Here is a 20,297-nt window from a genome sequence, read left to right as displayed (position 1 = left end):
CGCGCCGTTTCAGCCGAGTTTTACGATCATCTTGCCGAGCGCCGACCGCGACTGCATGGTCTTGAACGCCTCGCGGAAATTCTCGAACGGCACGATCTTGCCGACCACCGGCTGCAATTTGCCCGATGCCAGCCAATCGAACAATTGCGCCATCAGGCGGGTGTGCGTCTCCGGCTCGCGCTTCTGGATCTGGGCGAGGTCGACGCCGAGCAGCGCGCCGCCCTTGAGCAGCGGCAGGTTGAACGCCAGCGCCGGAATGGTACCGGAGGCGAATCCGACCACGAGGTGTCGTCCGCGCCAGGCGATCGAGCGAAACGCCTGCAGCGATACTTCGCCGCCGACGGGATCGAAAATCACATCCGGTCCATGCCCGCCGGTCAATTCCTTCAGCGTCTCCCGCCAATCCGCCTGGGTGTAGTCGATGGTCTGATCGGCGCCGTGCTGAACCGCGAATTCGCGCTTCTCCGGCGTCGAGGCCGCGGCAATCACCCGCGCGCCCATCAGCTTCCCAATCTGCACGGCAGCGATGCCGACGCCGCCGGCCGCGCCCAGCACCAGCAATATCTCGCCCTCGCGCAACGCCGCACGGGCATCCAGCGCGTAAAGCCCGGTCAGATAGTTGGCCTGAAACGATGCGCCGGCCTCGAACGGAACTTGCGGCGGCAGGTGCTTGAGCGCCGCGGACGGCACCGCGATATATTCGGCGAGCGCGCCGGAACGGGCCATGCCGATCACCGGCATGCCCGACTTGAAGGTGCCGACATTGTCGGCGACGGCGTCGACAGTTCCGGCAAACTCCGTTCCCGGCACGAACGGCAGCGGGTCCTTGGTCTGGTAGAGACCCTGCACCTTTAAGCCATCGACGAAGCCGACCGCCGCCGCGCCGATCCTGACGCGGACTTCGCCCGCAGCGAGCCCGGGCGTATCGATCTCCTTGATCGAGATACCGTCGATCGAATTGTAGTTCTCGACAACGACCGCCTTCATGCAAATTCTTTCATGGGTTTTCTCTTCGTGTGCCAAGACGTTGCGCCGGCACCTTGAGGTACCTGCGGATACTTGAGGTGAACTCTATTCGGCTGCTTCGGCCTGCCGGTCGATCGCAAGCGCGCCATGCTTGATGAGCGGAATCAGGTCGCGGCCGATCGCCATCGTGTCGTGCGGATTTTCAAAGCCGCGCAGCAGGAAGGAATGAATACCGAGCCGGTAATATTCCAGCACCGCCGCTGCGATCTGCTCGGGTGTTCCGACCAGGCATGACGTATTGCCCGGCGCGCCGGTGGCGCGGGCGATCCCCATCCATAGCCGCTCGTCATGGACGTCGCCGCGCGCGGCGTAGCCGAGCAGGCGCTCGGCGGAATGGTTGGTCGGTTGCGGCGCGGCACCGGTCTTGCGCTCGACATCCGCCAGCAGCGCGTTCGCCTTGTCCCACGCCGCGCCTTCGCTATCCGCCATGATCGGCCGCAGCGACATGTTGAAGCCGACCTGACGCCCGAAGACAGCGGCGCGCCGGCGGAAATCCTGTACCCGTTCCCGCGTTTCCTTGAGCGGCTCGCCAAAGATCGCGAACACGTCGCAATGTTTGGCGCCCATCTCGAGCGCACCCTCCGACGAGCCGCCGAAGAACAGCGGAGGAAAGGGCTGCTGATAGGGTTTGATATCGGAAAAACCGCCCTCGACGCGGTAGAACTCGCCCTTGTGATCGATCGGGCTGTCGCTGGTCCAGAGTTTTTGCATCACCTCCAGATATTCGCCAGCGCGGCGATAGCGGTCGTTCTTGGGCAGGAAGTCGCCTTCGCTCGCCTGGTCCGCATCGCTGGTGCCGGCGATAATGTGCAGTGCCATCCGGCCCTGCGTGAGCTGGTCAAAGGTCGCGGCCTGCCGCGCGGCCAGTGCCGGCGCTACCGAGCCCGGCCGGTGTGCGATCAAAAACTTGATCCGTTCGGTGTGATCGGCGGCATAAAGTGCAATCGCAAATCCTTCAGCGGCGGAGGCGTAATAGCCGACAAGGACGGAATCGTAATTCCACTGCTCATGCAGCCGGGTGAAATCGACCACCCATTGCCGCGATATCTGTCCCTTGATCAGATGAACCGCGACGCCCTCCTGCTGGGTGCCGATCATTCCGATGATTCTTGCGGGCATGGGTGTTTCCCCGGTCGCTGATGTTTGACTGGAATGAAACGCGCAACACCAAGGGAAAGCAAGCGGTTAGGGCCGTTCCGTCACGCGTCGTGTTCACGGCTGGTATCCGCTGCCGCCATCGCTTCGCCATGCCGGCGCGACAGCGCCGAGGTAATGTTGCGCTCGGTCAGGTCCATCAGGCGATACATCGCGCGCCGCGCGCCATCGGGATTGCGCGCCCAGATCTCGTCGAGGATGGCGCGGTGATAGGGCAGGCTCTTGCGCGGCGCGCCGGGGTTCAGCGTCGAGAGTTCGAACGACATGCGCAGCGCCGCTTCCACCGTGGCGCCGAAGGCGACCAGAAAGTCGTTACCTGTTGCCGTCAGGATGCTGCGGTGGAAGCGCAGGTCGGGCTCGGAATAGGCGCGGCTGTCCATTCCGGCGGCATCCATCTCGCGGTAGGCCCGCTCGATCCGGGCGAGGTCGGCGTCCGAACCGCGCTCGGCACAGATCGCGCAAGCCTCCGGCTCGACGATCCTGCGCACCTGCGTCAATTGCCGGGCGAACTCTTCCGTCGGGCGCAGTGCCCAGGTCCATTCCAGGAGCTCTGCATCCAGCATGTTCCAGTTGATCCGCTCGCGCACATGGGTGCCGGCCTTCTGCCGCGCCGCGATCAAGCCCTTTGCCTTGAGGATGGACAGCGATTCCCGGATCGAGGTGCGGCTGACGCTGAATTGCGAAGCGAGCTCGATCTCGCGCGGCAGCGTCCTTCCCTCCTGCCACGTGCCGGAGACGATGAGTTTTGCGATTTCGCGCGCGACGTGGGTGTTGGACTGGCGAAGTTCGACGTCCCTGGGCAAATCGTGGACCCTCAAGCCTTGAAATAATATTGTCTGCTTTATTGCGGCATGATGTCAATTGATACCATAAAATAGCACGTTTTATGGGGAAGGCTCCTTTTGACAGCGTATTTTATGTCGGTCATATTGTCGAAAAACCGTCAGGGAGGCTGCTATGACCAAGAAGAATCCGAGTCATGAATCCGCGGGCTTCAGCCGCCGAACGCTGCTTCAGGCCGGCGCCGCTCTTGGCGCGACCGCATTTCCCCTGCCGGCCATTGCACAAACAAAACCGTTTGCCGGCGTCACGCTGCGCGGCGCGTCCTTCCAGCACCGCTTTTTCACGCTGCTGCAGAACTACATCCCGGAGTTCGAGGCGCAGACCGGCATGAAGGTCGATCTGCAACTCTCCGCGTTTCCGGTCTACAACCAGCAGGCCAATCTCGAATTGTCGTCGGGCGGCTCGGCGTTCGATTTCGTCAACGTCACCTTCATCCTGGCCGCGCGCTGGGTGGCGGCCGGTTTGCTCGCCAATCTCGACGAATTCACCGCCGATCCAAATCTGACGCCGGCGGAGTGGAAGCCGAAAGACTTCGTCGAAGGCGCGCAGGTACCTTACCGCGATGCCAAGGGCGCGACCTACGGCTATTCCTGGGAAGGCGGGGCCATGGTGATGGGCCTGTCGCGCATGGACCTGATGGAGAAGCGCGGACTCAAGATACCAAAGACCTTTGCCGAGCTGGAGCAGGTTTGCGCCGCAATGAACGGCGCCGAGAACGTCAACGGCATCGTCAGCTTCCAGCTTCATCACTGGTGCCTGCCGCCTTACATCCAGGGCTTTGGCGGCAATATTTTCCGCAAGCCGCCCACGGACATCATGCCGACGCTGAACTCGCCGGAAGCCATTCAGGCCGTTGAATATTACGCGAACCTGCTGAAGAACTACGCGCCGCGCGGCGTGCTCACCTACACGGAGGATCAGGCGCGGCAATCCCACATGACCGGCCGCTCCAACATTTTCATTCATTCCAGCGCCTGGATTACGCCGATCCTGCTTTCGAACGATAGCAAGGTGAAAGACACCTCGCGCGTGGTCAGGATGCCCGCCGGGCCGGTGCACGACCACCCGGCTGCCAACAGCCAGGGCCTTGGCATTCCCAAGAACGCCAAGAACAAGAAAGCGGCGTGGGAATTCATTAAGTGGGCGCTCAGCCCGGAAATCTCGATGCGGCTCGTCAAGGAGCACGGCCATTCGTCGGTCTGCCGCAGATCCGTGATCGAGAGCGAAGAATACCGCAAGCTGAACACGGTCAACGGCCAGGACCTCGGCGCGCTCTATCTCGAAGTCTTGGGGCTGCCGGCCAAGAGCGAGAACTACATGGCTTATCGCACGGTGAAGGAGTTCCCGATCGTTGGCGATGTCCTCAACAAGGCGTTCGAACAGGTAGCGACGGGACAGCTCACAGCAGCCGCGGCGATGAACGCGGCGCAGGAGCAGGCGGTGGCCAATCTTCGCCGTGCCGGGACCGCGCTTTGAGGGATAAGGGACTGGTCGACGCCGAGCGCCGCCGCTTCAACGCCATCGCGCTGGCGCCGAGCCTGATCGTGTTGTTTGTGATCGCAGGCTTGCCTGCGATCTATCTTGTCGTGACCAGCCTGACGCCGTTCCAACTGGTCAATCCGGGATCATCGACCGATTTCAGCTCGCCCTTGCGGAACTATCGCCTGCTCCCCGGCGACCCGCGCTTCGTCAATTCGCTGTGGGTGCAGGCCAAGCTGTCGTTCTGGGGTGTGTTGCTGCAGGTCCTGCTCGGTATGCTGCTCGCGCTATTGCTGCACACGCAGTCTCGCGTGGTGGAATTCGCCCGCACTTTGTTCCTGATTCCGATGGTGCTGCCGCCGATCGTCGTGGCGATCATCTGGAAGCTGATCTATACGCCCGACATCAGCCCGCTCTACTACGCCGCAAGCCTGCTAAACGTGGCGATGCCGTCGCTGACCTCGAGCGTCGATTTCGCGCTGACCGCGATCATCATCGCCGACACCTGGGAATGGATGCCCTTCACCTTCCTGATGGTATTGGCCGCGCTGCAGACCATTCCGGAGGAATTTTCCGAAGCGGCGCTGGTCGACGGCGCCAACCGGCTGCAGATCTTCTTCTACATCACGCTGCCCTTCATCACGCCGATCCTGGTCATCTCGGGCATGTTTCGCCTGATCGACAGCGTGAAGGCGTTTCCGCTGGTGTTCCTCTTGACCGGCGGCGGGCCGGGCAGCGTCACCGAGGTGACCAACTATTACGCCTATCTGCTCGCATTCGACTTCAACGAGATCGGCTATTCCAGTTCGGTCACCATCGTAATGCTGTTGCTCGTCGTTGCCGTCAGCCTCGGCGTGGTGTGGATGGGCCGTCGCCGCGAGGCCATGGCATGAGTGGGGGCATGAGTGGCCCGGTCCGCCGTTCGGCCAGCCCGCGCCGGCTGGTTGCGATCGGCGTGACGCTGATCGTGCTGCTGTCGCCGTTCCTCTGGCTCTTGCAGATGAGCTTCAAGTCCAACGACCTGATCCTGCAGTTTCCGCCGCCTTTGATCTTCACGCCGACGCTGCAAAACTATGCGTCGCTCTGGCAAGGCGCGTTCGCGGCTTCCTTTGTCAACAGCCTGATGAGCGCGTCATTCTCCACGGCATTGGCGCTCGTTCTCGGGGTGCCCGCGGCCTACGCGTTATCGCGCTGGGCGGGGAGGGGAAAGCACGCGCTGAGCTTTGCCATCCTGGTGACGCGAATGGCGCCGCCGATCGCGTTCACGATTCCGTTCTTCCTGTTCTATCGCTGGATCGGGCTGCTCGATACCGTCACCGGGCTGGTGCTGGTCTACACCAGCTTCAACCTGCCGCTGGTGATCTGGATGATGCAGCCGTTTTTTGAAACCGTGCCGACGTCGCTGGAAGAGGCGGCGCTGGTCGACGGCGCGTCGACACGGGTCGTCTTTCTCCACATCGTGCTGCCGATGGTCGCGCCCGGCATCGCCGCCACCGCAATCCTGTGCTTCCTCTACGCCTGGAACGACTTTTTCTTTGCGCTGATCCTGACGCGGACCAATGCGCGCACGGCGCCAGTCGCCGTGGTCAACTTCATGAACTACGAGGGCTGGGAGTGGGGCAAGATCGCCGCGGGCGGCTCGTTGGTGATGGCGCCGGTCCTGATTTTCTCGCTCGCCGTGCGCCGCTATCTGGTGAGCGGGCTGACGGCGGGCGCGGTGAAAGGGTGAAAGCGATGCGGCTTCCGACCGGTGCTTCACGATTTGTATTCATCTTTGCCCATCCGGCCGGACATGTCGGCGCGCCTCGCCATTACACGCCTTACTTCCAGGGCAACGGGCTGGACTGGCACATGGTGCCGCTCGACATTGCGCCGGAACATCTTTCCGAAACGATCCGCGTGCTCGCGAAATCGCCGAGCGTCGCCGGCTTCAATCTCACCATGCCGCACAAGCCGGCGGCATTCGAACTGTGCGACGCGGTGGGGCCAGCCGCCGAGTTCGAGGGCGTCGTCAACACGATCCGGATCGAGGCTGGTGGTCGGCTGGTCGGTGAATCCTTCGACGGCGGCGGCTTTCTGAATGCGGCGCGCGAGGCGGGGATATTCGATCCCGACCGCCGCTGCGTCGTGATCGGGGCGGGCGGAGCGGGTCGCGCGATCTGTCATGCGCTGGCTGCGGCAGGTGCAAGGCGGTTACGAATCCTGAACGAAGCGCCGGGGCCGGTCGAAATGCTCGCCCGAAAACTCCGCAGCCGCTTCGTCGATCTCGAGGTCAGTCTGGACGAAAAATTCGACGACGCCGGCCTGCTCGTCAACGCCACCTCGCTCGGGCTTCGCGAGACGGATGCCCTGCCGATGAATCCCGCGAGGCTGCCGGATGATTGCGCGGTGTTCGATATCATCGCCGCCCGCCGGACCGAGTTCATGCAGGCTAGCGCCGCGCGCGGCCTGAAGGTGGTCGATGGCGTCGCAATGATCAAACACCAACTGCCGCTGCAGACCGCATTCTGGCGCGGCGAATCCTGAGCCATCGCGCTCCGCAAACCATCACGCCAAAGTTCCCATCAGCCGATAATCCCGCGTTGCGCGCCGTGAATTGCTGCGCTGCGTCAGGTGCGGGACCAATGCACGCATCAATGCGTTAGCGGCCGAACGACGCCACGCAGCGGGAATCCGGCATGGAAGATATTCTGTCAAGGTTCGAACGGATGTTGGGCTGGGTGCCGCAATGGCTGGTCGGCGTCGGCCTCGTCGTCGGTGCCATTGTCGTTGCGCTGTTCGTCTACGGTATTGCGGCAAGGATCATCAAGCGCGCCCTCGGGATGCGCTGGCCGGCCGTGACATTGCTGTTGCAGCGGGTCGCAGGCCCGGCGCGGCTCGCGCTTTGTCTCGTCGCCGTGGCACTGGTGCTGCCGCTTGCGCCCTTGAACGACGTGCTGGGTCAACAGCTCAGGCACTTCTTTATCGTCGCCGTCATCGCGCTGATCGGATGGATCACGGTTCGCGCCGTGGACATGGGGGCTGCGCGCTATCTGCAGCGGTTCCGCCTCGATACCGATGAGAACTTCCTCGCACGCAAGCACGTCACCCAGGTGCGCGTCTTCAAGCGCGTGCTCGATACGTTGGTTGTCATCATTGCCGTTTCCACCGCCTTGATGACGTTCGAATCGGTCAAGCAGTACGGCGTCAGCCTGTTCGCCTCCGCCGGCGCCGCCGGTCTGATTGTCGGTCTTGCCGCGCGGCCGCTGCTCTCAAACCTCATCGCCGGCGTGCAGATCGCGATCACGCAGCCGATCCGGATCGAGGACGCCGTCATCATCGAGAACGAATGGGGGTGGGTGGAGGACATTGCCTCAACCTACGTCGTGGTCCGGTTGTGGGACTGGCGCCGGATGGTGGTTCCGCTGTCCTACTTCATCGAACGTCCGTTCCAGAACTGGACCCGCGACACTCAGTCGCTGATCGGGGCCATCACCCTTCACGTCGATTATTGCACCGATGTCTCGCGGATCAGGCAGCGGCTCGAGCAGGCCGTGGGCGATTCCAAATTGTGGGATGGCGCCGTGGTCAATCTTCAGGTGATCGAGGCCAGCCCGCGGTCGATCGAGCTTCGCGCATTGGTCAGCGCCAGATCTGCCCCGCAGTCCTGGGATCTCCGCTGCGAAATCCGGGAGAAGCTGCTGGCCTTCATTCGCGAGGAGATGCCCGAAGCATTCCCGCGCGAGCGCGCCCTGATATCGCCGCCGCTCGCCGACTTCAGCGGTACTTTCGAGCATGACGATGCGCGGTCCCCTCCGGTCCCGGCGAGGGCCCGCAGCTAGGTCCCGCTGGCGAATTCACGGCTCCGACGTCCTGGCCGAAACAGAATGGGCCGGAATCGGTCTTGCGTCCGCTTGTTCGGGCTGTAATGGATACGGCTGAACCACGTCCTCACCTATATCTAGAAGAAGAGATCGATGAGCCAACTGATTGTCCGCGCCGGTGAATTCACGTTCCAGGCCCGCTTCGAGGAGCAACTTGCGCCCAAGACGGTCGCCGCGTTTCGCAAGGCGATGCCGTTCGAGAGCCAGGCGATCCATGTGCGCTGGAGCGGCGAGGGTGTCTGGATGCCGCTCGGCGATCTCGATTTCGGGGTCTCCTACGAGAACCACACCAGCTATCCCTCGCCCGGCCAGATCATTCTCTATCCCGGCGGCATCAGCGAGACCGAAATCCTGCTGGCCTATGGCGGGGTGCATTTCGCCAGCAAGATGGGCCAGCTCGCCGGTAACCACTTCATCACCCTGACGTCGGGTCTGGAGAACCTGACCGCATTCGGCAAGTCCGTGCTGTGGAAGGGCGCGCAAAAGATCCGCTTCGAGGAGGTCTAGCGTGGCCGCGCCGGTCTACCCGCGCGACTTTCGCGGCTACGGGCGCAACCCGCCCGATCCCAATTGGCCCGGCAATGCGCGCGTCGCGGTGCAGTTCGTGGTCAATTTCGAGGAAGGCGGCGAGAACAATGTTCTCGACGGCGATCGCGCCTCGGAGGCTTTTTTGTCCGATGTGCTGGGCGCGCAGCCCTGGCCCGGACAGCGCCATGCCAACATCGAGTCGATGTTCGAATATGGCTCGCGCGCCGGCTTCTGGCGGCTGTGGCGGATGTTCACCGAACGCAGTTTGCCGGTCACCGTGTTCGGCGTCGCCAAGGCGTTGCAGCGAAATCCCGACGTGGTCGCCGCCATGAAGGAGGCCGGCTGGGATATTGCCAGCCATAGCCTCAGATGGATCGAGCACAGGGACATGTCGGAGAGCGAGGAGCGGACCGAGATCGCAGCCGCGATCCGCGTCCACACCGAGGCGACGGGGCAGCGCCCGCTCGGCTGGTATACCGGGCGCTCCTCGATCAACACGCTGCGGCTCCTGATGGAATCCGGCGGCCTGCTTTATCTCAGCGACTCCTATGCCGACGACCTGCCATACTGGATCAAGTCGCGGGGCTCCAAGCCGCATCTGGTCATTCCCTATACGCTCGATGCCAACGACATGCGCTTTGTCAACGCGCAGGGTTTTGGCGGCGGCGATGAATTCTTCACCTACCTCAAGGACAGTTTTGACGTTCTTTATGCGGAAGGTGAGCGCGCGCCGAAGATGATGTCGGTCGGCCTGCATTGCCGGGTCGTCGGCCGCCCCGGCCGCGCGGCGGCGCTGATGCGGTTTCTCGACTACATCGGAACGCATGAGCGCGTCTGGGTGCCGACGCGGCTGCAGATCGCGCAGCACTGGCACGCTAACCTCTCTCATCTCGCCGATAACGCTTTCGATATCGGATGAAGCAATGCTCGGCGATGAAATCGTAAGCCGTATCAATCAGCTCGGAATGATTTCCGAGACGCCGCAGCATCTGGCGCGGATCTTTCTCTCGCCAGAGCATCGCACCGCCGCCGATCTCATTCTGTCCTGGATGCGGGATGCCGGCATGGCCGCGCATCTCGACGCCATCGGCAATGTCTGCGGCCGTTACGAAGGCGACCGCCCGGGACTGCCCTGCCTGATGCTGGGCTCGCACTACGACACCGTGCGCGATGCCGGCAAATGGGATGGGCCGCTCGGCGTGATCACGGCGATCGCCTGCGTCGGCGACCTGAACCGGCGCGGCGTGCGGCTGCCGTTCGCGATCGAAATCGTCGGTTTCGCCGATGAGGAGGGCGTGCGGTTTGCCTCCACGCTGCTCGGCAGCCGGGCGGTCGCCGGAACCTTCGACGCCCCCGTGCTCGACGCGCGCGACCATGACGGCGTCACCATGCGCGAGGCGATGGTGCAGTTTGGGCTGGATCCGGCCAAAATCGGTACGGCGGCGCGGGCGCGGCGCGAACTGCACGCCTATGTCGAACTGCACATCGAGCAGGGGCCGGTGCTGGAACAGCAAGACATTCCCGTCGGCGTGGTGACAGCGATCGCTGGCGCCACGCGGCTGACGGCGAGCCTCTCCGGCATGGCTGGCCATGCCGGCACGGTGCCGATGGCGCTGCGGCGCGACGCGCTGGCGGGCGCTGCCGAATGCATCACCGCGCTCGAGCAATTCTGCAAGGTTGACGGCGCCGGTCTGGTCGGCACCGTCGGCGTGATCAACGCGTCGCCCGGCGCGACCAACGTGATCCCGGGACGGGTGTCGTTCACGCTTGACATCCGCGCGCCGACCGATCCGCATCGCAAGCGCGCCGTCGCCGAAATCGTGCAGCGAATCGAGGCGATCGCGAAGCGCCGCGAATTGTCGCTGCAGATCGACGTCACCCACGAAAACCGCACCGTGCCCTGCGCGTCATGGCTGAAAGCGCAGGTCGCGGAAGCGGTTGCGGCCGAAGGCTATAGCGTGTTCGAACTGCCGAGCGGTGCGGGGCATGACGGCATGGCAATGATCGATATCGCCGATGTCGCCATGCTGTTCGTGCGCTGCCGTGGCGGCATCAGCCATAACCCGGCCGAGCACGTCGAACTCGCCGACGCGGATGCCGGCGCGCGGGTATTGTTGCGTTTGATCGAGAATTTTCGGCCACGTGCGGATGGCGGATCAGAGAGATCCTGAGAGCGGCGTTCGGCCAGCTTAAGTTCGCTCACCTGCCAAAACTGACATTCCCTAGCGCTGCTGCCACGTCCACTTGTGACAAAACGATGACATCATGATTCATCTGACAGAAAGACGAATCGATGATGTCTGGAGTAACAACGCGTGGTACTCCTACCGGGACCTGGTTCATCCAAGCATATGAATCGTCACATTCCATTTCCATCCAATCGCGAATACCGATTTTACCAGGGTATGTTTGCCACCTGCGTCGCCAACGGTATTCAGGCTGTCAATTTTCTCGGGGATCGATTCCTGCGAAAATATCACTCGCCGGCCGGGATCGTTGAGCTGTACCGGCACTCGGTGAACAGTGCCTTTTCTCCGACGGAAGCCTTTCTGGTCACGGGGGCCCCGCACGCATCGGCCTATTATCCCCGGGATTTTGCCTGGTTTTATCCCGACGTTCTCGATCCCGAGACCATCATGGATTCCGAGGATGCAATCCGCCGCGTTCGCTTGCTCGAAAAGAGCGTGCGACTGATGTTGGAGGCCGTCCGCGCCGGCGTCGTCACAACGACCATTGTTCCTGCTGGAAGCGATCGGTATGTCGGCGTCAACTACTTCTCGCTGCCGTCAGACACGCTGTTGGGCATCCTCGCAGGTCTCGAACAGATCATGCGGGCGGACCAAAGGTCATCTTCATATCTGGCGATGTCCCAGAGCGCTTATGCCGGCCGCTTGTTGCTGGCCGAGTATCGCGAGGACCTGAAGAAGGCAATATTTCAACTCGCCAACGCATTGGAGCCGTTCGATGACGACGGCCTCACGGCTTTGCTGTGCGACGTAAACGCGCCCCGTTCCGCGGCAACAGATACTCGCGCCGAACGCAGGCGCTTCGTCACCAATGCATGCGTCTACGCGACGTTCGTGCGCGGAATACGACTAGAGGTGATCGATCAGATCGAGCTGGAAGGGCTGCTCGGACGCGCGCTTTCACAATACAAAAAGCAATTGCTCGGGCTGTTTGGCAAGCATGGCTATATCAGGCATACTTTGGATTCCAGGATCGAACCGGCGGCATCCTCGATCGCCCTGGATTTCGTCAATGTGCACCAGGGCTTTTGGGACCTTAGCGATGCGAGCGAACGCGCGCTATTCGCAGCTACGACGGATATGATACTTGAGGAACCGCGGTTTCGAATCCCGGATACGTCACACTTCCTGGTGTCCACGGATAACCCGCAGAACAAGATGATCCACAAGATTGCGGCTCCGGCCTACCAGGGGCGTTCCTGCTGGCCGACGTTCAACGTCGAGTTCGCCGATCGCATGCTGGAGTACGATGAATTTCCGGCACAGACACGTACCGGTCCTGCGCCCGCGACATACTGCGAGACATCCAGACTGCAACCGAGACGCACGGCGGGTATCAGGAACTCCTGTCGGAAAAGGGTCTCAAATACCGCACATGGGCCTATCAGAGCGCCGTCGCGCACTCCTGGTTTCCGCGTTTTCTGACGGTCTGGAGAAGGGCATTTGGGACCTCCTTGCTTACTGGAAATACGCGACCAGCTGAGGCGGTCTCTGCCTAGCGCCGCGATGCCACAACGCGACGGACGTCTGCTCGGTTACTGAGCAGATGCCCGTCCGGATAGCACCGGACCGAGCGCAAGTCGTCGGCGCATCGACAAGCAGCAGATTGAGAACACTGCGGATTTTGTCGTATCGGCGGAAGACCTCGATTGTACACAATGGCACGCGCCTTGCTTGATTTCTCCCGAAGAGTTCTCTCGTTCGGGGCGCGTACGTCATGGCGAACTCAAGAAAGCTCGCAGCGGAGCCGGAGCCGATCGAACTCGACTGGGCGGCGACCGCGCTTCTCATCATCGACATGCAGCGCGATTTCATGGAGCCGGGCGGCTTTGGCGAGACGCTGGGCAACGACGTCAGCCAGCTTGCGCGCGCGGTGAAGCCGATCGCTGCCGTGCTGGATGCGGCGCGCGCGGCCGGCATGCTGGTCATTCACACCCGCGAAGGCCATCTGCCTGATCTTTCCGACGCGCCGCCGGCCAAGGTCGAGCGCGGCGAGCCGTCCTTGCGCATCGGCGATCCGGGTCCGATGGGCCGCATTCTCATTCGCGGTGAACCCGGCCACGACATAATTCCCGAACTCTATCCCCTCGACAGCGAGATCGTGATCGACAAGCCCGGCAAGGGCGCCTTCTACGCCACCGAGCTCGGCGACGTGCTGCAGCGCTACGGCATCGAGAACTTGTTGGTCTGCGGCGTCACCACCGAGGTCTGCGTCAACACCACCGTGCGCGAAGCCAACGACCGCGGCTATCGCTGCGTGGTGCTGGCCGATTGCTGCGCGTCCTACTTTCCCGAGTTTCACGAAATGGGCCTGAAAATGATCAAGGCCCAGGGCGGCATCTTTGGCTGGGTCTCGGATTCGGCCGCAGTGCTCAGGGCGATTTCACCGGAGATTCCAACAACGGCAGTAGCGGGGGGATTACGATGAGCACGAGCACAACGGGGACGGCAGGCACATCAGCGTTCAAACCGGCCTTGTGGACGCCGGGCGACTGGAACGCTCTATTCGGCTTCGGCACCAACATTCTCGTCAACATGCTGGTGCTGACCGGGCTTTTGCGTTTCGTGCTGAAGATGCCTGATAGCATCGTATTCGGCCGCATCCTGCCGGCGCTCGGCCTGATGATGTGCCTCTCGACGTTCTATTACGCGTATCTCGCCTACAGGCTGGCGCAGAAGACCGGCCGCAACGACGTCTGCGCGCTGCCCTCAGGCGTCAGCGTGCCGCACATGTTCATCGTCACCTTCGTGATCATGTTGCCGATCACGCTCAAGACTGGCGACCCGGTAAAGGGCTGGTCGGCCGGCTCGGTCTGGGTGTTCTTCCAGAGTTTTATCCTGATGATCGGTGGCTTCATCGCACCCTATATCCGGAAGATCACCCCGCGCGCGGCGCTGCTCGGCACGCTCGCCGGTGTCTCCGTCACCTTCATCTCGATGCGTCCGGCGCTGGAAATGTACATGACGCCGCAGATCGGGCTCATCTGCTTCGCCATCATCCTGGTGGCCTGGTTCGGCGGCGTGAAATACCCGAAGGGGATTCCGGCCGGCCTCGTCGCCATTGCTGCCGGCATGCTGATCGCCTGGGGTTCGAACCTGTTCGGTCTCGGGCTCGGCGGGTTGAGCCTGAAGGGCGTTGGCGATGCCTTCGCCAATTTCGGCTTCTCGGTGCCGCTGCCGGCATTCGGTCACGTGTTCTCCGGCTTCGAATTCCTCGGCATCATCCTGGTGACCGCGATCCCGTTCGGCATCTACGACCTCGTCGAAGCCATGGACAATGTCGAAAGCGCGGAAGCCGCCGGCGACGAATATCCGACCACGCGCGTGCTCACCGCGGACGGCGTCGTCAGCCTGATCGGTTGCCTGATGGGCAATCCCTTCATCAACGCCGTCTATATCGGCCATCCCGGCTGGAAGGCGATGGGCGGGCGGATTGGTTATTCGGCGGCGACCGGCGTCATGGTGGTGCTGCTGTCCTGGTTCGGCATCATCTCGGTGCTGCTGGCGCTGGTGCCGGTGGTCGCGATCTCACCGATCCTGCTCTACATCGGCATGCTGATCGGCGCGCAGGCGTTCCAGACCACGCCAGTCAAGCACGCGCCGGCGATAGTGCTCGCCTTCACGCCGCATCTCGCGGCGTGGGCAAAACTGCAGATCGACACCATGCTCGGCGCGAGCATGGCCGCAGCTCAAACCGTCGGCGGTCTCGCCGCCGACAAGGTCGACGCGGTGAAGGCCGCGGCCATCGCCTCGTTGCCGCAGCAGGGCGTGCTCTATCGTGGCCTCGATGTAATGGGCGGCGGCTCGATCCTCGCCGGCCTCGTGCTGGGCGCGATCGGCGTGTTCGTGATCGAGCGCGACTTCATGAAGGCGTCGGCCTTCGCGCTGGCCGGTGCCGTCATGACCTATTTCGGCTTCATGCATGGCGAAGCCGTCGGCATCGGCGGCGGTCTCGGTGTGACGCCGGGCGTGGCGCTGGCCTATGCCGTGATGGCGGCGGGCCTGTTCGCGCTGGCGAAGACCAGCGGCAGCGTCGCTTACAGCTCGCATGCTGAGGTACCGGCGGCAGCACCCGCGGAGTAATCGCTGGAGGGTCCGCAATCTTCTGAGCCCGTCGAAACTGCGCCGCAGAAACCCTGCGGCGCAGCTTTCATTTGTGGCTGTACGGCGCGGAGAGAGCCTGCTGGCACGACAAGCCCATTGCAATTCCATCCAAATAGTGTACGATAAGTACACTAAATGTCGTTCGGAACCGGCCATGACGCCTCGCGCCGACTATCAGTTGTTCGAAGCCGGAGACGTCGCGCTTCAGTCAGGCGCGGTATTTCCTGCGATGCGGCTCGCGTACAAGACCTATGGCACGCTGAGCGCCCGGAAGGACAATGTCATTGTCTATCCGACGTCCTTCAGCGCGCAGCACAGCGACATCGAATGGCTGATCCAGCGCGGCGCCGCTCTGGATCCCGATCACTATTTCATCATCATTCCAAATCTCTTCGGCAACGGCCTGTCTTCATCGCCGTCCAATTGCGATGTCTCGCCGTTTCCGGCCATCAGCTATCACGACGCTGTCGCAGTGCAGCGTCGGCTGCTTGAGGAGCAGTTCGGCATTTCAAGGATCGCGCTGGTCTATGGCTGGTCGATGGGCGGCATGCAGGCCTATCACTGGGCCGCCCTTCATCCCGACATGGTGGAGCGGGCAGCGGTCGTCTGCGGCAGCGCCAGATGTTCGCCCTATAATCATGTGTTCCTCGAGGGCGTGAAGGCGGCGCTGACGGCGGACCCGGCCTGGCAGGATGGCCGTTTCGTTGCAAAACCGGTCGCCGGGCTGCGGGCAATGGGGCGGGTCTATGCGGGATGGGCGATGTCGCACGCCTATTATCGCGACGAGGTCTGGCGCGAGGCTGGCTTCACGGGCCTCGAAGATTACCTCGCGCGTTCCTGGGATGTTGCCTTCACAAGGCGCGACGCCAACGATCTGTTGGCGCAGATCGGCATCTGGCAGCGCGGCGATATCAGCCAATGCCCCGAATTTGGCGGCGACATCGCCCGCGCGATCGCCGCGATCAGGGCGCGGATGTTGCTGATGCCGGGGAGGACGGACCGCTACTTAGACATGCGCGACAACGAGGCGGAGCTTGGCCGCCTTGTCAACGCGAAGTCCGCCGAACTGCATCCGATTCCCTCGATCCACGGACATCGTGCCGGAAATCCGATCAACAATCCTGCAGACCGCGACTTCATCAACGCCGAAATCTCGGCGCTGCTGCAGCGCTGAAGCCAATCAGAGGCGATTGCAATCATGAGCACAGCAGTTACTGCAACGGGAGAGAAGCCGCTGACGTCGGCCGAATTGCGCGCGCTATCGGTGCGAACGAACCTTCAAGGCATGGTTCGCGCGGCCAGCCACTACGGCGCGATCGCGCTTTTCGGTACGCTGATCTGGCTGACCGTCTCGACCTATGGCCTGTTCTGGGCGATCCCGCTGATCGTCGTGCAGGGGTATTTCGTCGCCTTCCTGTTCATGGTGGTGCACGAGACCGCGCACAAGACGGCGTTTCGCAGCCGCGCGATCAATCTCGTGCTCGGCCATCTCTCTTCATTCGCGATCGGGCTGCCTTACGAATATTATTGTCTGTTCCACTGGGACCACCACCGCTACACCCAGGATCCGGAGCGGGACCCGGAACTGCTGGTCGGCCGGATGCCCGCCACGGATGCCGAACTCGCGATCGCCTATAGCGGCCTTCGGCAGGTCGCGTTCCGGATCGGGCTGATGCTTCGTCATGCCTTCACTGGCAACGCCACCGCCCCCTGGATTCCCGAAGGAAAACGCCACATCGTCGTGCGGGAGGCGCGCCTCTATGTCGTCGCTTATCTCGTGCTGCTGCTCGCCTCGCTCGTGCTGCATACGACGCTGCTGCTCTGGGTCTGGATCGTTCCGCTGATCGTCGGCCAGTTATTCCTGCGTCCTTATCTCTATGCCGAACATACCGGCTGCGATCGGACGCGCAGCGCCTTCCAGAACACCCGCACCACCTATACCGGCATGGTCACGAAGTGGTTTGCGTGGAACATGCCGTACCATGTCGAGCACCACGCCTATCCCTCGATCCCGTTTCACGCGCTGCCGAAGCTGAACGAGATCGTCGATCAGCGGATCGTGTTCCGCGGCCGGGGGTATCTGGCGGTGACGCGGGAAACCTGGGCCTGGTTCCGCCGCCAGCGACGAGACCAGGTGCAGGGCGTCAACGGCGCCTGATCATCAACAGGGTGTCGACGAGATTGCGGGCTTGCGCCGGCGAGATCGGCTTGATTTCGAAGATGTAGCGGTAGAACAGGCTGCCATAAATGGCGTCGTAGAGATCCTCCGGCGCTCCGGCTGCGCCGACGCTGCCGTCCTGCTGGCCGGCGGCAATCAACTGTACCAAGGCGGCTCTGCGATACCTGAGATAGCGCTCGAAGAAGATCTCGGCAGATCCGGTCTTCGAGATGCATTCGGAGATCACCGCGAGCTGCACCTTGCCGAACTCACCCTGCAGCGCCTTGGCATAAGCCGCGGCGTGACTTCTCAGGCGGTCTGCCGGCGTCCCAGACGTCGGCAGTGGCAGCATCAGCGAGGCATGATCCAGGAACGCATCGATCAGCAGCGCCTCCCGCGAAGGCCACCATTTGTAGATGGTCATCTTGGAGACGTTGGAATGCCGCGCCACCGCGTCGATGCTGGTGGCGGCAAGACCCGTGGTCGCCATCAGCGTGTAGGCACTTTGCAGGATGGCGTTGGTCGTTTCGGCGGAGCGGGGGCGGCCGCGGCGGTTTGCCGCCGCGTCGCCATCCGCCTCGATCATGCCCTTCGCCATTCCCGTTATCCCGGTGCGGCCTCTGCGGCGCTGCCGGCTAGGCCACGAACGCCAGCATCGTGCCGTTGCCCTCGGCCGGCGGTACAACGACGCCGTCTGCACTGCGAACACCGGTCGCACCCAGCGCCTTCTCCGCCGCTGCGACATCGGCCGCGATCACCAGCCCCGCGCCGCCACGCTCGGGCAGTCCCGCCAACGGGACGTCAGGGTAGCGTGTGCCGAGCTGGGTCCTTGTCAGGAATACGAAGTCGGCACGGTCGCCGCCCGAGGGGACCGCAATGACGCCGTCCGGTTCGACCCTTGCCTCACGATCGATCATGCTCGCGAGTTGCGCGGCGTCATCTGCCGGCTCCGGGGTGACGATCAGCACCTGCTTCAGGCGCTTGGCGCCGTTGGCGTGCTTCATCAGCTCGGGAATCCACACCGTCTCGCGCGTCTTGTGCTGGCAGGCAAAGATGCGCACGCCGCCCGGCGCTTCCGCCGTCGGCCATTGGAAGGTGCGAAATTTGGCCGCGGATATCGTGCCATCGGGCATCGTCACCGGTCGTTCGAAATCCGTCGGTCCAATCGGCGGATAGCCGCGCGCGCGAATTTCTTCCGCGCCTTCTGCCGAATCCACCGCCGTGAACGCGATGCGCTCGATGCCTTCGCCATTCTTTTCGAGATACGCGCGCGCCGGAGCATTATGTTCTGTCGGCGTCAGCACGCCGAGCAGTTCCATATAGTCGGGGTCAAACATGATGGTGTAATTGCCCGATCCCATATGTGCGCTGTGGGTGCCGCGCGGCGACACCGTGAAGCCGAGCCGCTTGTAGTTTTCGGCGGCTTTGTCGAGATCTTTCACCATGATGACGGCGTGATCGATTCCGATGACGTTTTTGAGTGCCACTCTCTTGTTTCCCTGGAGCTGGTTAGGGGGCTAAGCTAAGCAGAACGATCTGCTGCCCGCAAGAAAGGATACCGATGAATACGAGCAACGTCCGCTGGCCTTCTTCGCTGTGGGCGGCTGTGACGCCTGCAGGGCCGGAATTGCCCGAACTCACCGGCGCGCAGCAGGCGGACGTGATCGTGATCGGCGGCGGTTTCACCGGACTTTCCACCGCGCTGCATCTGCGCGAGGCAGGCGTCGATGTCGCCATCGTCGAAGCCGCGGAGCCGGGCTGGGGCGCCTCGGGCCGCAACAACGGCCAGGTGATCCCGACGCTGTCACGGCCCGATCCGGAGGACATTGTCGCAAGACACGGCGAGGCCGGCGAGCGTTTCGTCGGCATGCTGCGCGACAGCGCTTCTTATCTCTTCGACGTGACAAGGCGCTACGACATCGACGCCGAGGCGGAGCAGGCCGGCTGGGTTCAACCGGTGCATTCTCCCGGCCGCATCAAGATTGCCGAACGTCGCGTGCGGCAGTGGTCGAAGTTCGGCGCGCCCGTTGAGTTGCTGTCGCGCGAGCAGACGCGCGACATGCTGGGTTCGGATGCTTGGTTCGGCGGCTTCTGGAACAAGACCGGCGGCCACATCAATCCGCTGGCACTGGCCCGTGGCCTCGCGCGCACCGTGCTCGGCCTCGGCGCGCGCATCTACGCGCGCTCGCCGGCCGAGAGTTTCGAGCGCCGCAACGACCGCTGGGTGGTGAAAACCGCAAAGGGCGAGATTTCCGGCCGCGCGCTTGTCGTGGCGAGCAATGCCTATAGCGGCGAGTTCTCGAAATCCCTCGTGCCGCAAATTGCACGCGAGGTGATGCCGGTGCTGTCGTGGCAGATGGCGACGCAGCCGTTGTCCGACAATGTCCGCAACACCATCATCCCCGGCCGGCAGGCGATGTCGGATACCCATGGCGAACTCTATTTCGCGCGCTATGACGCGCGCAACCGTCTCGTCACCGGCGGCGCGGTAATCGGACCCGGCAACAAGGTGGAACGGATCAAGGCGCGCGTCACCGAACGCCTGCAGCGGCTATGGCCGCAGATCGGCGAGGTCTCGTTCGACTATGTCTGGAACGGTTATGTCGGCATGACCACGGATTTCCTGCCGCGCATCCATCGGCTTGGTCCCAACGCTTACGGCTGGACAGGCTGCAACGGCCGTGCGGTGGCGCTGACGATGCCGCTCGGCAATGAGCTGGCAAAGGCCGTCCGCGGCGTGCCGGAAAACGAGTTGGCACTCCCGTTCACGGAGCCGGTGCCGATCGTCGCCCACGGCATTTTGCGAAAACTGGCGCCGCTGATGCTGCTGGTCTATCGCCGGCGAGATGCCAGGGAGATGGCGTGATCTTCTCCCTCTCCCCCGTTCTTCGCGGG

18 protein-coding genes and 1 pseudogene are annotated in these 20,297 nt (G+C 62.9%); 14 read left to right on the top strand and 5 right to left on the bottom strand.

Translation table 11 applies throughout. The annotated features are described in order from the left end of the window. Positions 1 to 9: 9 nt before the first annotated feature. The 3 genes from LMTR13_RS29810 to LMTR13_RS29800 all read right to left on the bottom strand — a co-directional run bounded on the left by LMTR13_RS29810 (position 10) and on the right by LMTR13_RS29800 (position 2,984). Positions 10 to 987, bottom strand: a complete 978-nt coding sequence (locus LMTR13_RS29810; protein WP_065730889.1) for an NADPH:quinone oxidoreductase family protein — start codon at positions 985 to 987, stop codon at positions 10 to 12. Between the two features lie 84 nt (positions 988 to 1,071). Further along, a complete protein-coding gene (locus LMTR13_RS29805; RefSeq protein WP_065730888.1) occupies positions 1,072 to 2,145 on the bottom strand; it encodes an LLM class flavin-dependent oxidoreductase in 1,074 nt (357 codons plus the stop codon). Positions 2,146 to 2,225: 80 nt separating this feature from the next. Beyond that, entirely contained in the window at positions 2,226 to 2,984 is a 759-nt protein-coding gene (locus LMTR13_RS29800; RefSeq protein ID WP_065730887.1) for a FadR/GntR family transcriptional regulator, read from the bottom strand. 154 nt (positions 2,985 to 3,138) lie between these two features. On the opposite strand from LMTR13_RS29800, the gene LMTR13_RS29795 reads away from it, so the two are divergent. The 13 genes and pseudogenes from LMTR13_RS29795 to LMTR13_RS29735 all read left to right on the top strand — a co-directional run bounded on the left by LMTR13_RS29795 (position 3,139) and on the right by LMTR13_RS29735 (position 17,402). Continuing rightward, positions 3,139 to 4,500 (top strand): ABC transporter substrate-binding protein, encoded by a 1,362-nt coding sequence (locus LMTR13_RS29795; protein ID WP_065730886.1) that lies wholly within the window; start codon positions 3,139 to 3,141, stop codon positions 4,498 to 4,500. Beyond that, positions 4,497 to 5,396: a carbohydrate ABC transporter permease gene (locus tag LMTR13_RS29790; protein ID WP_065730885.1), complete on the top strand. Its 900-nt coding sequence runs from the start codon at positions 4,497 to 4,499 to the stop codon at positions 5,394 to 5,396. Before LMTR13_RS29795 ends, LMTR13_RS29790 begins: the two co-directional genes overlap by 4 nt. An 8-nt stretch (positions 5,397 to 5,404) precedes the next feature. After that, the gene (locus LMTR13_RS29785; protein WP_156795850.1) at positions 5,405 to 6,232 is read left to right on the top strand and encodes a carbohydrate ABC transporter permease; all 828 of its coding nucleotides are present in this window, start codon (positions 5,405 to 5,407) and stop codon (positions 6,230 to 6,232) included. Between the two features lie 5 nt (positions 6,233 to 6,237). Further along, the gene (locus LMTR13_RS29780; protein WP_065733075.1) at positions 6,238 to 7,029 is read left to right on the top strand and encodes a shikimate dehydrogenase family protein; all 792 of its coding nucleotides are present in this window, start codon (positions 6,238 to 6,240) and stop codon (positions 7,027 to 7,029) included. Between the two features lie 152 nt (positions 7,030 to 7,181). Next, positions 7,182 to 8,324, top strand: a complete 1,143-nt coding sequence (locus tag LMTR13_RS29775) for a mechanosensitive ion channel family protein (protein ID WP_065730883.1) — start codon at positions 7,182 to 7,184, stop codon at positions 8,322 to 8,324. A gap of 135 nt (positions 8,325 to 8,459) precedes the next feature. After that, complete coding sequence (locus tag LMTR13_RS29770) at positions 8,460 to 8,873, top strand: DUF3830 family protein (protein ID WP_065730882.1); 414 nt, start codon at positions 8,460 to 8,462, stop codon at positions 8,871 to 8,873. Position 8,874: 1 nt separating this feature from the next. After that, on the top strand, positions 8,875 to 9,813 hold the full coding sequence (gene puuE / locus LMTR13_RS29765) for an allantoinase PuuE (RefSeq protein ID WP_065730881.1): 939 nt from the start codon (positions 8,875 to 8,877) through the stop codon (positions 9,811 to 9,813). A 4-nt stretch (positions 9,814 to 9,817) separates the two neighbouring features. Next, positions 9,818 to 11,065 (top strand): allantoate amidohydrolase, encoded by a 1,248-nt coding sequence (locus tag LMTR13_RS29760; RefSeq protein WP_065730880.1) that lies wholly within the window; start codon positions 9,818 to 9,820, stop codon positions 11,063 to 11,065. Positions 11,066 to 11,245: 180 nt separating this feature from the next. Then, positions 11,246 to 12,639, top strand: a pseudogene (locus LMTR13_RS29755) (hypothetical protein). Positions 12,640 to 12,857: 218 nt separating this feature from the next. After that, positions 12,858 to 13,568, top strand: a complete 711-nt coding sequence (locus tag LMTR13_RS29750) for a cysteine hydrolase family protein (protein WP_065730879.1) — start codon at positions 12,858 to 12,860, stop codon at positions 13,566 to 13,568. Then, positions 13,565 to 15,223 (top strand): regulator, encoded by a 1,659-nt coding sequence (locus LMTR13_RS29745; protein ID WP_065730878.1) that lies wholly within the window; start codon positions 13,565 to 13,567, stop codon positions 15,221 to 15,223. The genes LMTR13_RS29750 and LMTR13_RS29745 overlap by 4 nt, the downstream gene beginning before the upstream one ends. Before the next feature lie 175 nt (positions 15,224 to 15,398). Then, a complete protein-coding gene (locus LMTR13_RS29740; RefSeq protein ID WP_065730877.1) occupies positions 15,399 to 16,418 on the top strand; it encodes an alpha/beta fold hydrolase in 1,020 nt (339 codons plus the stop codon). 24 nt (positions 16,419 to 16,442) lie between these two features. Beyond that, positions 16,443 to 17,402, top strand: coding sequence for a fatty acid desaturase (locus LMTR13_RS29735; RefSeq protein WP_065730876.1), 960 nt, complete (start codon positions 16,443 to 16,445; stop codon positions 17,400 to 17,402). On the opposite strand, the gene LMTR13_RS29730 is transcribed toward LMTR13_RS29735, so the two are convergent. Next, a complete protein-coding gene (locus LMTR13_RS29730) occupies positions 17,389 to 18,000 on the bottom strand; it encodes a TetR/AcrR family transcriptional regulator (protein WP_065730875.1) in 612 nt (203 codons plus the stop codon). The two genes, LMTR13_RS29735 and LMTR13_RS29730, sit on opposite strands and share 14 nt — an antisense overlap. Before the next feature lie 37 nt (positions 18,001 to 18,037). Beyond that, the gene (locus LMTR13_RS29725) at positions 18,038 to 18,889 is read right to left on the bottom strand and encodes a VOC family protein (protein ID WP_065730874.1); all 852 of its coding nucleotides are present in this window, start codon (positions 18,887 to 18,889) and stop codon (positions 18,038 to 18,040) included. Between the two features lie 74 nt (positions 18,890 to 18,963). Between LMTR13_RS29725 and LMTR13_RS29720 the strand changes: the two genes are divergently transcribed. Then, positions 18,964 to 20,268: an NAD(P)/FAD-dependent oxidoreductase gene (locus LMTR13_RS29720; RefSeq protein WP_065730873.1), complete on the top strand. Its 1,305-nt coding sequence runs from the start codon at positions 18,964 to 18,966 to the stop codon at positions 20,266 to 20,268. The last annotated feature ends 29 nt before the right edge of the window (positions 20,269 to 20,297 follow it).

The sequence above is a fragment of the Bradyrhizobium icense genome, assembly GCF_001693385.1.
Taxonomy (GTDB): domain Bacteria; phylum Pseudomonadota; class Alphaproteobacteria; order Rhizobiales; family Xanthobacteraceae; genus Bradyrhizobium; species Bradyrhizobium icense.
Note: the sequence above shows the minus strand (reverse complement) of the source record. Positions and strands in the feature narration are given on the sequence as shown.